We start from the raw sequence: 12,195 nt of genomic DNA on the forward strand, positions 1-12,195 counted from the left end.
AGGAGATCGTGTCATGTCCACCATCGCAGCAACAGCCGTCGCCACATCGCAGCCCCGCGCCAGCACCAGGGAATGGATCGCCGTTCTCGCCGGCATGATCGGCGCCTTCATGGCGATCCTCAACATCCAGATCACCAATGCCTCCCTCCTCGATATCGAGGGCGGCATCGGAACGGGCGTCGACAACGGTGCCTGGATCTCGACCTCCTACCTGATCGGCGAAATCGTCGTCATTCCGCTGACGGCCTATTTCAGCAGCGTCTTTTCATTCCGCCGCTATATCCTCGTCAACTCAATCCTGTTTCCGCTGTTTTCGATCGCCTGCGCCTTCGCCCATGATCTCGGCACGATGATCCTGCTGCGCGGCCTGCAGGGTTTTGCCGGCGGCGTGCTGATCCCGATGGCCTTCACCATGGTGCTGACCAAGCTGCCGAAACCGCAGCAGCCGCTCGGCCTTGCGATCTTCGCGCTCTCCGTCACCTTCGCACCGGCGATCGGCCCGACCATCGGCGGTTACCTGACTGAAAACTATGGCTGGCAGACCATTTTCTTCATCAACGCCATCCCGAGCGCCGTCATGGCCGTGGCGCTCGCCATGACGCTCGACAAGCAGCCGATGCAGCTTCGCCTGCTCAGGGAGGGCGACTGGGCGGGTATTTTCACCATGGCGATCGGTCTCTCGGCGCTGCAGACGGTTCTCGAGGAAGGCAACAAGGAGGACTGGTTTTCCTCGCCCTTCATCGTCAAGCTCAGCATTCTCGCCTTCGTCTTTCTTGCCGCCTTCATCTGGATCGAGCTCACCGTCAAGAAGCCGCTGGTCAAGCTCAGCCTACTGACGCAGCGAAATTTCGGCATCGGCGTTGCCGTCAACGTGCTGGTTGGCGTCGCCCTCTTCGGCACCGTCTATATCCTGCCGCAATATCTCGGCCAGGTTCAGCGCTACAATGCCGAGCAGATCGGCATGGTGCTGGCTTGGACCGGCTTGCCGCAACTGCTGCTGATCCCGCTTGTTCCGATGATGATGAAGCGCTTCGACGCGCGTTACATCGGCTTCCTCGGCATCTCGATCTTCGCGATCAGCTGCTTCATGAACGTCACGCTTTCGGCCGATACCGCGGGCGACCAGTTCTGGATCCCCAACATCGTTCGCGCCATCGGCCAGGCGCTGGTGCTGACGCCGATCACCGCCATTACCACCGCCGGCATCGCAGCCACGGATGCTGCTGCCGCTTCGGGCCTGACCAATATGCTGCGCAATCTCGGCGGCGCCGTCGGCACGGCAACGCTCGGCACGGTGCTGACCAAGCGCGAGCAGTTCCACTCCAACATCATCGGCCAGTCGGTCACGCTCGGCCGCGATGAGGTCCGCGACCGGCTTGCGCAAACGACCGGCTATTTCATGCAGCACGGCATTTCCGACCCAGCGCTCGCCGGGCAGAAGGCCATTGTCGTACTCGGGCAGATCGTCAGGCGCCAGGCCCTGATCCTTGGCTTTGCCGATACCTTCGCCGTCATCGGCGTGGTTCTTGCAATTGCTGCCGTCGCGCTGCTGCTCACCCAAAAGCCGCGGGCCAGCGGTGGCGCCGGCGCTCACTGAGAACGGCCCCGCGACAGCTGCAAAAGCCTCCTTCGTGCGCCCTGTCGGGCGCACGGCTTTCTATTGTAAAATCTCGACGGTAAAGGCGAAGCGAGCGACCGCACCCGGTGCCAGGATCGTCGTGGAGGGCCGCTTCGAAAGTTCGCTCGAACGTCCAGCCTCCGCGGCCGTTCCATGCCAGGGTTCGATGCAGAGGAAGGGAGCGCCCGGTTTGGTCCACAGGGCAAGATTGGGCAGATTTTCGAACCGGAACTGTATGGTCGGCCCATTTTCGGCGCCATAGGTCAGGCCTTCGCCTGCCCCTATCGGAAAGATCATCGCATCCTGCTCGAACATTGCGTGATCGAGCACCAACCGGCCGGCATCGAACGGCGAGGGCAGCGGCGCAGGATTGATGAGGCCACCCTGCAGCCGCACAAGCGGCGGCTCGGCCTTATTGTCGAGGGTAATGACATGGTCGTGCCCGTCAGCACCCGGCAGCGGCCAGGTGAAGGCCGAGTGAAATCCAAGTCCAAACGGCATCGCCTTCTGGTCGCAGTTGGTGACTTCTGCCGCCACCGTCAACGTGCGACCCTCAACCGCATGCTCCACGGCCAGCTGAAAATCGAATGGATAGACCGCCTGGGTGGCCGCCGACGCGGCCAGTTCGTATCGGCACATCGTCGCGGTGGATGCTGCAAGCGCGAATTCGCTGCGGCGGGCAAAACCATGCTGGGTCATCGGATAGATCGTGCCGTCGATTGCTATCTTGTCATCCGGCGCCTTGCCGACGATCGGAAAAAGGATCGGCGACCGCCCGGTCCAGAAGGCTGGGTCGCCCGTCCACAACCATGAGCGTCCGTCGCTGGTGGCGAGCGCCTGCATCTCGGCGCCGAGGGAGGAGACGTCGACGGTGAGATGCTGGTTTCCAATCCGGATCGAGCTTGGCATCGCAATTCCCTTTCGCCATGGTTCGCCATCAAGCCATATCTTTCTGGGCGGCTGATTTCCACTCAATAGGTAAGGAAGCCGCTCCTGCCGTCGCACCGCGTTATTTTGGCACGGCGCCCACTCTGGCGATCACTTCGTTTGGGATGCCATAACGCTGAATGGCGTCGCGGTTGTTTTTGAGCCCGCAGATCTCACGCTGGATAAAGAAGGCCCAGACGGCGTCGGATGCTGCATTGAGAAGTCTCTCGCGTTCCTCGCCACTCTGGCTGTCGGCGGTCCAGGCCTTCAGCGCAGCAAGTGCTGCCTCCACCTTCAGCCCGTGGCGCCTGAGCGTATCGGCGCGTTCCGACATCAGCTCGTATTCGAGGACGTTGAAGCCACCTGGATTCTGCAGCGATTGTCCGAGGGACTGCGGCGGGCGGACGCTCATTGGCAAGGCTTCTCCTTGGCGCGAGCCACGATACTATCCAATCCGGTTCTAAATGAAAGACGCAAGCACGACGTCGTCCGACAACCGCCAGATCGAGAGGGTTGGGAACGGGCCTATCCTGTCATTTCCATGCGTGGCATAAGGGCGACAAAATCTTTTCTTGGGTCCCCGCGCACATCATGATTCGTATCGAAAATATCAGCAAACAACTCAGCCACCGGATTCTCTTCATCGAGGCGTCTGCAGCTCTCAACAGAGGCGAGAAGATCGGTCTCGTCGGCCCCAACGGCGCCGGCAAGACGACGATCTTCCGGATGATCAACGGTGAGGAGCAGCCAGACGAAGGGCAGGTCTCCTGTGAAAAGGGCGTCACCATCGGCTACTTCAACCAGGACGTCGGCGAGATGGCGGGCCACAGTGCCGTCGCCGAAGTGATGAACGGCGCCGGCCCGGTCAGCATCGTTGCCGGGCAATTGCGTGAGCTCGAGGCGGCCATGGCCGATCCCGAGCAGGCCGACGACATGGACAAGATCATCGAGCGCTACGGCGAGGTGCAGGCGCGCTACGAGGAACTGGACGGCTATGCACTCGAAGGACGCGCCCGCGAAGTGCTCGCCGGCCTGAGCTTCAGCCAGGAGATGATGGACGGCGATGTCGGCGCCCTGTCGGGCGGTTGGAAGATGCGCGTGGCGCTCGCCCGCATCCTGCTCATGCGTCCCGATGTCATGCTGCTCGACGAGCCGAGCAACCATCTGGATCTCGAAAGCCTGATCTGGCTGGAGGAGTTCCTGAAAGGCTATGAAGGCGCTCTGCTGATGACCTCGCACGACCGCGAGTTCATGAACCGCATCATCACCAAGATCATCGAGATCGATGGCGGCACGCTGACGACCTATTCGGGTGATTACGAATTCTACGAGCAGCAGCGGGCGCAGAACGAAAAGCAGCAGCAGGCCCAGTTCGAACGCCAGCAGGCAATGCTCGCCAAGGAAATCAAGTTCATCGAGCGGTTCAAGGCGCGTGCCTCGCATGCCTCGCAGGTGCAGAGCCGCGTCAAGAAGCTGGAGAAGATCGACCGGGTGGAACCGCCCAAGCGCCGTCAGGTGGTCTCCTTCGAGTTTCAGCCGGCGCCGCGATCCGGCGAAGACGTGATCAACCTGAAGAACGTGCACAAGAAATACGGCAGTCGAAGCATCTATGAAGGACTGGATTTCATGGTGCGGCGCCGGGAACGCTGGTGCATCATGGGCATCAACGGCGCCGGCAAGTCGACACTGCTGAAGCTGGTGACGGGGACCGCCGAGCCCGATGAAGGCAGCGTCGCTCTCGGCGCCAGCGTCAAGATGGGATATTTCGCCCAGCACGCTATGGATATTCTCGACGGCGACCACACTGTCTTCCAATCGCTGGAAGACCGGTTCCCGCAGGCGGGGCAGGGGCCTTTGCGGGCGCTCGCCGGATGTTTCGGCTTTTCCGGCGACGACGTCGAGAAGCGCTGCCGCGTGTTATCGGGCGGCGAGAAAGCGCGGCTGGTCATGGCCATTATGCTGTTCGACCCGCCGAATTTGCTCGTGCTCGACGAGCCGACGAACCATCTCGACCTCGACACCAAGGAGATGCTGATCAAGGCGCTGTCGCAATATGAGGGCACCATGCTGTTTGTCTCGCATGACCGGCATTTCCTGGCGGCACTCTCCAACCGGGTGCTGGAGCTGACCCCCGAAGGCGTTCATCAATATGGCGGCGGCTACACGGAATATGTGGCGCGCACCGGCCACGAGGCGCCGGGTCTCAGAAGCTGACGATTATTTTTCCCGGCATGTCGAAACCGCCAAGCTCGAAGCGACCAGCAGAGCCGGCCATCGACAACGGTGGACGATCGGAACAACGGAGGAGAAATGCCCACGAGGTTGGATAGGATCGAGGTCATCACCCTGTTCGCCGACGATATCGACGCGGCGAGGGCATTCTACCGAAAGGTCTTTGCCGCCAATGTCGTCTACCAGGACGCGGTATGCTCGGTTCTGGAATTTTCGGGGACGATGGTCAATCTGCTCCAGACTACAGAAGCGCCGCAGCTGGTCGATCCCTCACCGGTGGCGGCATCCGGTTCGGGCAGTCGCGTCTTGCTGACGATCAAGGTGGATGATGTCGACGGGGTCTGCGCGGACCTGCGCAAACTCGGGATCATGCTGCTCAATGGTCCGATCGACCGTCCATGGGCCGCCGCACCGCAGCCTTTGCCGATCCGTCCGGCCATGTCTGGGAGGTCGCGCAGGAACTGCGCTGACGTTGCATCTAAGGCATTGGCAAGCGGTTTCCTGCACGCGAAGAATGGATTCGACAGGTGTTGCCACGATGATGACCAAATTCCGTGGTGTTCGGAGCCCTCTTCATGCAATCGGGGACGCGCATCGGCATGGACTGGATCAATCGCTATATCGATCAGCCGCTACTGCACGGCGCGGCGGGCTTGTTACGGAGTTGGCATCTCCGCACGCGGCAACCGCCGGAGTTGTTGGAGCCGGTATGGAATCTCGTCGTGCTCTCTTTTCTCCTGATCGCGAGCGGGCAGGTCATGGCTGGCAAACCCTTTGCGCTCAGTGTCGCCGCGCTGCTCATGCTGGCGTTGCCGTCAGGACGTAAACTGCTTTCGGCGGTGAAGGCGAGGGGAAGCAGTTATGGCGCCCGACAATACAAATCGCTGCGAGCGCAGGCCATCGCCAAACGTGAAGCGGAATGGTCGGTGCGGATCATCGTCCTGTTTGCCTCCGCCTGCCTTCCCTTCATCGCCCGCATCGACGAGCCGGTGGGAGCCTATTTCATGCTGGGGGCAAGCGTCTGGTTTGTGCTGACCGGACCGCTCAAGGCCTACCTCGATGCGGCCGAGCCTCCCGAGCCGAATGAAGGAGACCGGATGGTCAGCGGCGCCTTTCATTTCGGCTGAACAAAGCCGATGCGAGATTGCATTTACCAGGTCGCAAGAGTGGCAGGGAACCAAATGGGGCGGCCTCCGTTATCTCCGCAGCAACGTAAAAGGAGATTGCGATGCTTTATTACGCTCTGGTGTTTCTCGTTGTGGCCTTGATTGCCGGCGTCCTCGGATTTGGCGGTATAGCAGGTGCTTCAGCTTCTATTGCCCAGGTTCTGTTCTTCATTTTCCTGGTGCTGTTCGTCGTATCGCTCGTTATGCGCTTCATGCGAAGAGTATAACGCGAATAGAGCAAGTATAAAAACCCGGCGACACCACGCCGGGTTTTTTAGTATTGCCTCATCCGCTTGGCCATCTCTTCACATTTCCATCCAGGTGGTGGTCACCATTGAATCCCGGCATTCCCGTCGCGAGATCCCGCTCCGGATGATCAGTCATGGTTCAGCTTAGATAAGTGAAGCCATGCCGTCCAAAGCCGACAGCTCTCAACGACCGTGCCTTTCCGGCAACCATTCCTGACAACATCATGAAATAACCGGATGGCGCGAATTAGTGCCTTCGAAATGTCCCAATAGGGGCTGAACCGTAAGCGTGTTTGTCGCTTGCGCATTTTCTGCGCTCTGACAGGCGACGTGAAGATGGTACCGGATCGGGATCGTTTTGCAGTTCCGTCCGTTATCTATTGCCGAATCTGGTGGCGAGTAGCCGGGTATGCTCCCGTCACGATTTGAGAAGGAGAGACTTATGAACAAAATTCTTGCAAAGGCACTTGCCGCGGTATCGTTGACGCTGGTCGGCGCTGGGGCGGTCAATGCCGCTGACCTCGTAACCAGGACATATGAAGAGCCGGACCTGCGCAATGGTGTCAAGATCGGTTATCTCACCTGCGATATCGGCGGCGGTACAGGTTATGTGCTCGGTTCATCCAAGGAAGCCGATTGCATCTTCCAGTCGACTGTCGGCAACGAGCTTTCGGATCGTTATACAGGCGAGATGAGAAAGCTCGGCATCGACCTCGGCTTCACCACCCGCAGCCGCCTGATCTGGGCCGTGTTCGCGCCGACCGCCGGTTATCACCGCGGATCGCTCGCGGGCCTCTATGTCGGCGCTACCGCCGAAGCGACGCTCGGGGCCGGTGTCGGCGCCAATCTCCTGATTGGCGGCACTTCCGGCTCGATCCATCTGCAGACGGTCAGCCTGACCGGCCAGCTTGGCCTCAACGTTGCGGCCGGCAGTGCGTCGATGACGCTGACCGCCGACAATTGATATGCCTTTGGCGCCCCGCCGCGATGCGGCAGGGGCGCTACCCCTCCGAAGGCGATTTTACGCCCCGATATGCCCCCCGGCCGGATCAGGACATGATGGATATTCGAACGGCAACGCCTGACGAGGATGAGATCCTGGTCGGGCACCACCTGAAGATCTGGGATAGCTACGGGACGCCACCGGAACACTACAGGCCCGATGCAGCGGCGCGGATCTTGTCTTTCATCAGAAGCGGTCGCGAGGAGCGGCGTCTGACCTCATTCCTTGCCATCGTCGACGGTGAAATTGCCGGTTCCGCATCATGCCAGATGCACCAATCACCATTTCCAGAGATCATCCAGCCGGAACAGCGGCTGCATGGCTATATCTGGTCCGTCTATGTCGCCGATGCTTTCCGCCGGCGCGGCATCGCATTGGCGCTGACCAACAAGGCCGTCGCCTATCTGAAGTCGATCGGTTGCACGACGGCCGTCATACATGCTTCGGATGCCGGTGAGCCCGTCTACCGGGCCGCTGGGTTTGAACTGGCGAAGGAAATGCGTCTGCAGTTTCCGGCAGAGTAACGAACGGCGTGACGGCACGTCTTCCGCCTACGCCTTTGCCCGGCCGGGTGCGATGAAAGTGGCGATCGTCGCCTCGTCATGGCCGGCTTCGCGCAGTAAGCGACTGGCGAATTCGATGGCAGGGCTTCTGAGCGCATCGTCCGGCCGAATAAGGTGGAAGGCCACATGATTGTCGAGCGTCCGCTCCGACACGGCAACGACGCGCCCGGCCGCAAGTGCGGCATCCGACAGCGGTGGCCGGGCGAGAGCTAGGCCGAGCCCTTGGGCACAGGCATCGATCACCAGATTGTAATCCTCGAACCGACGGTCGTGGCCGCGCGGGGTATAGTTGACGCCCTCGCGAGCGAGCCAGTGGCGCCAGCCTTCGATATTGGAGTCGTGCAGGATCGGCAGGTCGAGCAGCGAAACAGCATCGGAGCGCTGGCCGAGCCGGTCTGCGAGGGCCGGGGCGGCGATCGGATAAGATTTCTCCTGCCAGAGCGGCAGGGCGCGTACGCCGGCCCACGGCCCCTTGCCGCAGCGGATGGCAAGGTCCGTACCTTCACCGAAATCCGCCAGCCGGTGTTCGAGCGTCAGCTCGACATGCAGCTCGTTTCCTTCGAGCTTCGCCAGACGCTGAAACAGCCACAACGAGGCGACCGAGGGCGTCACCGAAAGGCGCACCACCGCCTTATTGCGGCGAGGCAGCCAGCGTTCGCCGCTATTGCCGAGCAGCGCAAGTGCTTCCTCCGCCCGCGCGAAAAACCGCATGCCCTCCGGCGTCAGCCGCACGCCTCTGGCTTCGCGGGCAAAGAGGCGCACCCCCATCCAGCGCTCGAGGCGCGAGACCTGCCGCGACACTGCGCCATGCGTGATGCCGCTTTCCTCGGCCGCGGCCGAAAATGATCCAAGCCGGGCGGCGCGGGCAAAGGTCTCGAGCGTATCAAGCGGCGGAAGCACTGGCGAGCTGTGAACCATGGACACATTTGATCATCGATTGCGATGCTTTTCAAGCACGCATGGAAGGCCTAATTCATTGTCGAAGAATAAATGGAGGCGAAGATGAGCATGGCCGTAAGCACACCGATTTCGACGAAACAGCAGGGCGGGTTCGATCTGGTGGCGTTTGGCGCGATCCTCGTCACGATCCTCTTCTGGGCTTCCTCCTTCGTGGTGATCCGCATCTGTCTCGGACCGCTGACGCCGATTGAACTGGCGACCGCGCGTTATGTGGCAGCCGGCGCCATCGCTTTGGTCTACCTCGTGATCTACCGGCCGTTGCCGGTAAAACGCGATTTCCTCCGCCTCTCCGTCGCCGCGGTGCTCTTCATCGCCGCTTATGCGGTTTTGTTGAACACCGGCGAGCAGACGGTTGCGGCAGGACCGGCAAGCTTCATCATCAACACCATGCCCGTCTTCACCGCCCTTATCGCCACGTTCGCGCTCGGTGAACGCTTCGGCCGCTGGGGCTGGGCCGGCACTGCCATATCCTTCGGGGGTGTGGCGCTGATTGCGGTTGCCTCGGACGGCGGCTTCAAGCTTGATCCGAATGCCGTCCTCATCCTCGGCGCAGCACTTTGCTCGGCGATTGCCAGCGTGCTGCAGAAGCCGTTGCTCGGCCGGATGCCGGCGCTTGCCGTCACCGCTTGGATCCTGCTGATCGGTTCCGTGCCGCTATTTCCCGCTGTGCCGGCGACGATCCAGGCGCTGGCCGCCGCCCCGGCGGAGGTGAACTGGGGCGTTGCCTATCTCGTCATCTTCCCGACTGCGATCGGCTACCTCACCTGGGCGATCGCGCTGAAGCGGCTGACGGCCGCTCGCGCTTCGAACTTTCTCTATGGCGTTCCGCCGGTCGCCACGCTGATCGGCTTCCTCTGGCTGGGTGAGACGCCGACGGCGCTTGGTGCAGTCGGCGGCGTCATGGCGATCCTCGGTGTGCTTGTCGTTAATGTAATGCGGAAGCGATAGACGTAAATTCGCCCCACAAGGTGATCAGTCTCGCCCCAGTAAGCCTCCAACTGCGGTGATTGTTTTGTTGAGTTTTCACCTTGCTAGCCCCTTAGAACCGTCACCTGTGCGAGCGCGATACCATTTCGCATACTTTGTCGTCCTTGCCAGGTGCCGGTTGAGATCCGGCGCGCCCGTCCACCATACCGGCCCTCGCTCGCCCAACCCGACCTTCGCCGCGCCTACCGCGGTTCGCGCTGCGCGCATCCGATCCGCCTGCGGCTTCCCTGACTGCCCTGCGCGCCGACATAAGCTCGCACACTAGGCGCTGCTTCACCTCCTCCGGAAGGTTAGGGGTCGCCTTCCGCCACAGCCGGCCGCGCACGATGATGTATCGGTCGTCCGGCGTCTCAAGGAGTAGTTGCTCCTTCATTAAGCGGATCCACCCTGGGTCGACCGTCGACCTTTTTTAGTCGGAAAAAGTACCGCCGCTCATCGCCCTCGACGACCATCATCCCAGCGAGTTCGTCGTCGCCAAGCCAGCGGAAATAGTCGACGATCGGCCGACGGTCGTAGACCATCGCGGCCGTTTCTTTGCCGTCGATCATGCGAAGCTTGAAGGACGCCGTTCTCGCGCGTGCGCGGAAAATCCTTTGCATATAGGAGAACCAGTTGCGAGCGACGAACGTACGGCCAAACGGGGCGAAACGGATCGCCATCCTGATCGGGATCAAGGCCGGGTCTATCGGAACAAGGCGACCGGGCTTCCACTGGAAGAGGAGAGCGTCTGCGCTGAGATCGGGATGGAAGCGCTTGCCGAACCATTGAAGGTTTTCCAGCACACCGTCGAGCGGGTGCCCGGACGGAATTCCGACACCGCTCCAGAGGCCGATCATCTCGGCGGGCAGCACGGGATCGAGAGCATCGAACCATGCACTGCGCGAAGGCTGGCTATCGGTCCTCGGGCCCTGTGTATCCATTCTAAACTCCTTGATTGAGGCGTGCCGGACAGGTGGGGCGCTCGTCTGCCGTTTCGTTGGCCTCAGCGAGAAACCGGAAAAATCGCTGAGTTCACCATCCCTGCCGAGTCCAGTTGACACGGCTCGCTCTCGACAAGGGGAATGTCAATCCGTCGGAATGGTTCCGGGCGAAAGGAGCGGGGAGATCGGCGGACGCCTTGAAAGGAACACCGTGTCCACTTAAGTAATGATCGCCGGCATTGCTGAGGAGCGCAGATTTCTGCCGCTCGCCCTGCTGGACCCGCTTCTGACTTTTGACCACGGATGTACTGGCACTAGGAGATAGCGGGATGAGGAAGGTCGGTGCGGTTTCGCCCCGGCCTTTTTTGTTTGCGATGCGTGCATCCACGCAACTGCGGCCAATGTCGGTCTATGTGTGCTTGGCCCGAGCTGCGCGTCGAGCCGATCGAATCCGACGCGGGAGCCTTGCAAAATTGGGCTTCTGGACCGAACTGCGCGACAAGCGCTTCCCGGCGATCGCAAAAGGCGCAATCTACCGCCTCAAGGGACGATGAACCTCTTTCAGGACAGGGCCGCCTTTGTTGTCCGGCGCCGCTCGTCTTCTCGGCTTCATGACTCGATAGCGGACGCGGTATCCGAGCGCCGGCCACCAGCGGTTTTGGTTCCTCAGGCAAGGCGCCGACACTGACAAAAAATTCAATGAAGACACAATGAATAGACAAACAGAAGCATCGGCATCGCCCGCGGCGCTCTCGTGTAATTCGAGTGTCTAGGACGTCCGGATGCCAGACTAGCGGAGGAGCCCGTCCCGCCCAAACTCTTCCCAACCCCGTAGCTTTGCGGACGCTTCTTCGGTGACGTCCTGCGATGCCTCGGTCGCCTTACAGTCCTTCTTCAGCGAACGCGTCAGCTTCGCCTTGTAGGCTGCTCTGCGCCTGTTCTCCGCGGCAGCCGCGGTGTCCTCTTCACGCCACTCTTCGACAGCGCCCCGGTCGAGCAGATCCTCGACCATCCGTGGTTCGAAGATGTGGAAGGTGATCTGCCTGGCGCGGCCCCGAAGTTTCACCGTTCGCGTTCCCGCGCTGGGCAGACGACCGTCCTCCAGCCAGCGACGTCGCTCGGTCGTTGAGATCGTGAGGATGTCCTCGATTTCGCGCGGGATCACCGGCAGGCTTTCGATGCCTTCGAGCGACTTCGCAATCACTGCCGAGGCATGACGGAACTCGCTCTCCGAGCTTTCAGGCATTGCCAACGTTAAAACCCTCCCGCTGACGTCGAGCAATTTTCGGGTGGACGACGGGAGGCGCGCACGAATTTCCAAGAGGATTCCCTTGGCGCGCACTGACGACCCTAGAGTGCCCGCGGGCGCTAGCGTCCACGTTTCGACCAGTTCAGGAGAGCCATTTTTCTTTGTTTTCGCCATGCGCACTCAGATGGGATCAAGGCGCAGCTCCGTCAACAGATCACGACGTTGATACATTGGCCTCCTCGATCTCCGCCAAGATCAACAGCTCCTGCGCCACAGCGTGGTACGAGGTCGGGGTTCGTGGTATTTTTAGGAACGGTGGAGC

The 12,195-nt window shown here is 61.0% G+C and carries 11 protein-coding genes and 3 pseudogenes; 8 read left to right on the forward strand and 6 right to left on the reverse strand.

Annotation, left to right across the window (positions count from 1 at the left end; translation table 11 throughout):
* The first annotated feature begins 13 nt into the window (after positions 1-13).
* Positions 14-1,597, forward strand: a complete 1,584-nt coding sequence (locus tag GR197_RS15740) for a DHA2 family efflux MFS transporter permease subunit (RefSeq protein ID WP_164011126.1) — start codon at positions 14-16, stop codon at positions 1,595-1,597.
* A 60-nt stretch (positions 1,598-1,657) separates the two neighbouring features.
* Here GR197_RS15740 and GR197_RS15745 read toward each other — a convergent pair whose 3' ends face one another.
* A complete protein-coding gene (locus tag GR197_RS15745) occupies positions 1,658-2,527 on the reverse strand; it encodes an aldose 1-epimerase family protein (protein WP_164011128.1) in 870 nt (289 codons plus the stop codon).
* Positions 2,528-2,627: 100 nt separating this feature from the next.
* Positions 2,628-2,957 carry a DUF6665 family protein gene (locus GR197_RS15750; RefSeq protein WP_164011130.1) on the reverse strand — a complete coding sequence of 110 codons (330 nt, stop codon included), beginning with the start codon at positions 2,955-2,957 and terminating at the stop codon, positions 2,628-2,630.
* A 179-nt stretch (positions 2,958-3,136) separates the two neighbouring features.
* Here GR197_RS15750 and GR197_RS15755 point away from each other — a divergent pair, with 179 nt between their 5' ends.
* The 6 genes and pseudogenes from GR197_RS15755 to GR197_RS15780 all read left to right on the forward strand — a co-directional run bounded on the left by GR197_RS15755 (position 3,137) and on the right by GR197_RS15780 (position 7,718).
* The gene (locus GR197_RS15755) at positions 3,137-4,759 is read left to right on the forward strand and encodes an ABC-F family ATP-binding cassette domain-containing protein (RefSeq protein WP_164011132.1); all 1,623 of its coding nucleotides are present in this window, start codon (positions 3,137-3,139) and stop codon (positions 4,757-4,759) included.
* 96 nt (positions 4,760-4,855) lie between these two features.
* Positions 4,856-5,247, forward strand: a pseudogene (locus GR197_RS32320) (VOC family protein).
* Between the two features lie 68 nt (positions 5,248-5,315).
* Positions 5,316-5,904 (forward strand): annotated as a pseudogene (locus tag GR197_RS15765) (hypothetical protein).
* A gap of 101 nt (positions 5,905-6,005) precedes the next feature.
* A complete protein-coding gene (locus tag GR197_RS15770; RefSeq protein ID WP_003571841.1) occupies positions 6,006-6,170 on the forward strand; it encodes a DUF1328 domain-containing protein in 165 nt (54 codons plus the stop codon).
* Positions 6,171-6,633: 463 nt separating this feature from the next.
* On the forward strand, positions 6,634-7,155 hold the full coding sequence (locus GR197_RS15775; RefSeq protein ID WP_164011136.1) for a DUF992 domain-containing protein: 522 nt from the start codon (positions 6,634-6,636) through the stop codon (positions 7,153-7,155).
* A 95-nt stretch (positions 7,156-7,250) separates the two neighbouring features.
* Positions 7,251-7,718 carry a GNAT family N-acetyltransferase gene (locus tag GR197_RS15780; protein WP_164011331.1) on the forward strand — a complete coding sequence of 156 codons (468 nt, stop codon included), beginning with the start codon at positions 7,251-7,253 and terminating at the stop codon, positions 7,716-7,718.
* Between the two features lie 27 nt (positions 7,719-7,745).
* Here the strand turns inward: GR197_RS15780 and GR197_RS15785 are convergent, their stop codons facing one another.
* Positions 7,746-8,675: a LysR family transcriptional regulator gene (locus GR197_RS15785; protein WP_164011138.1), complete on the reverse strand. Its 930-nt coding sequence runs from the start codon at positions 8,673-8,675 to the stop codon at positions 7,746-7,748.
* 72 nt (positions 8,676-8,747) lie between these two features.
* Between GR197_RS15785 and GR197_RS15790 the strand changes: the two genes are divergently transcribed.
* Positions 8,748-9,665 carry a DMT family transporter gene (locus GR197_RS15790; protein WP_164011140.1) on the forward strand — a complete coding sequence of 306 codons (918 nt, stop codon included), beginning with the start codon at positions 8,748-8,750 and terminating at the stop codon, positions 9,663-9,665.
* Positions 9,666-9,740: 75 nt separating this feature from the next.
* Here GR197_RS15790 and GR197_RS32325 read toward each other — a convergent pair.
* The 3 genes and pseudogenes from GR197_RS32325 to GR197_RS15800 all read right to left on the reverse strand — a co-directional run bounded on the left by GR197_RS32325 (position 9,741) and on the right by GR197_RS15800 (position 12,047).
* Positions 9,741-10,077: pseudogene (locus GR197_RS32325) on the reverse strand (hypothetical protein).
* A complete protein-coding gene (locus tag GR197_RS15795) occupies positions 10,055-10,624 on the reverse strand; it encodes a GXWXG domain-containing protein (protein ID WP_164011143.1) in 570 nt (189 codons plus the stop codon). Before GR197_RS15795 ends, GR197_RS32325 begins: the two are co-directional and overlap by 23 nt.
* Positions 10,625-11,414: 790 nt before the next feature.
* Entirely contained in the window at positions 11,415-12,047 is a 633-nt protein-coding gene (locus GR197_RS15800) for a hypothetical protein (protein ID WP_164011145.1), read from the reverse strand.
* Positions 12,048-12,195: the final 148 nt, after the last annotated feature.

This window comes from Rhizobium phaseoli, from assembly GCF_010668805.1.
GTDB classification, from domain to species: Bacteria; Pseudomonadota; Alphaproteobacteria; order Rhizobiales; family Rhizobiaceae; genus Rhizobium; species Rhizobium phaseoli_A.

Coding starts and splice junctions, on each gene's coding strand:
- GR197_RS15780 (WP_164011331.1), top strand. CDS start 7,251: ATGGATATTCGAACGGCAACGCCTGACGAGGATGAGATCCTGGTCGGG.
- GR197_RS15770 (WP_003571841.1), top strand. CDS start 6,006: ATGCTTTATTACGCTCTGGTGTTTCTCGTTGTGGCCTTGATTGCCGGC.
- GR197_RS15785 (WP_164011138.1), bottom strand. CDS start 8,675: ATGGTTCACAGCTCGCCAGTGCTTCCGCCGCTTGATACGCTCGAGACC.
- GR197_RS15795 (WP_164011143.1), bottom strand. CDS start 10,624: ATGGATACACAGGGCCCGAGGACCGATAGCCAGCCTTCGCGCAGTGCA.
- GR197_RS15755 (WP_164011132.1), top strand. CDS start 3,137: ATGATTCGTATCGAAAATATCAGCAAACAACTCAGCCACCGGATTCTC.
- GR197_RS15800 (WP_164011145.1), bottom strand. CDS start 12,047: ATGGCGAAAACAAAGAAAAATGGCTCTCCTGAACTGGTCGAAACGTGG.
- GR197_RS15790 (WP_164011140.1), top strand. CDS start 8,748: ATGGAGGCGAAGATGAGCATGGCCGTAAGCACACCGATTTCGACGAAA.
- GR197_RS15740 (WP_164011126.1), top strand. CDS start 14: ATGTCCACCATCGCAGCAACAGCCGTCGCCACATCGCAGCCCCGCGCC.
- GR197_RS15775 (WP_164011136.1), top strand. CDS start 6,634: ATGAACAAAATTCTTGCAAAGGCACTTGCCGCGGTATCGTTGACGCTG.
- GR197_RS15745 (WP_164011128.1), bottom strand. CDS start 2,527: ATGCCAAGCTCGATCCGGATTGGAAACCAGCATCTCACCGTCGACGTC.
- GR197_RS15750 (WP_164011130.1), bottom strand. CDS start 2,957: ATGAGCGTCCGCCCGCCGCAGTCCCTCGGACAATCGCTGCAGAATCCA.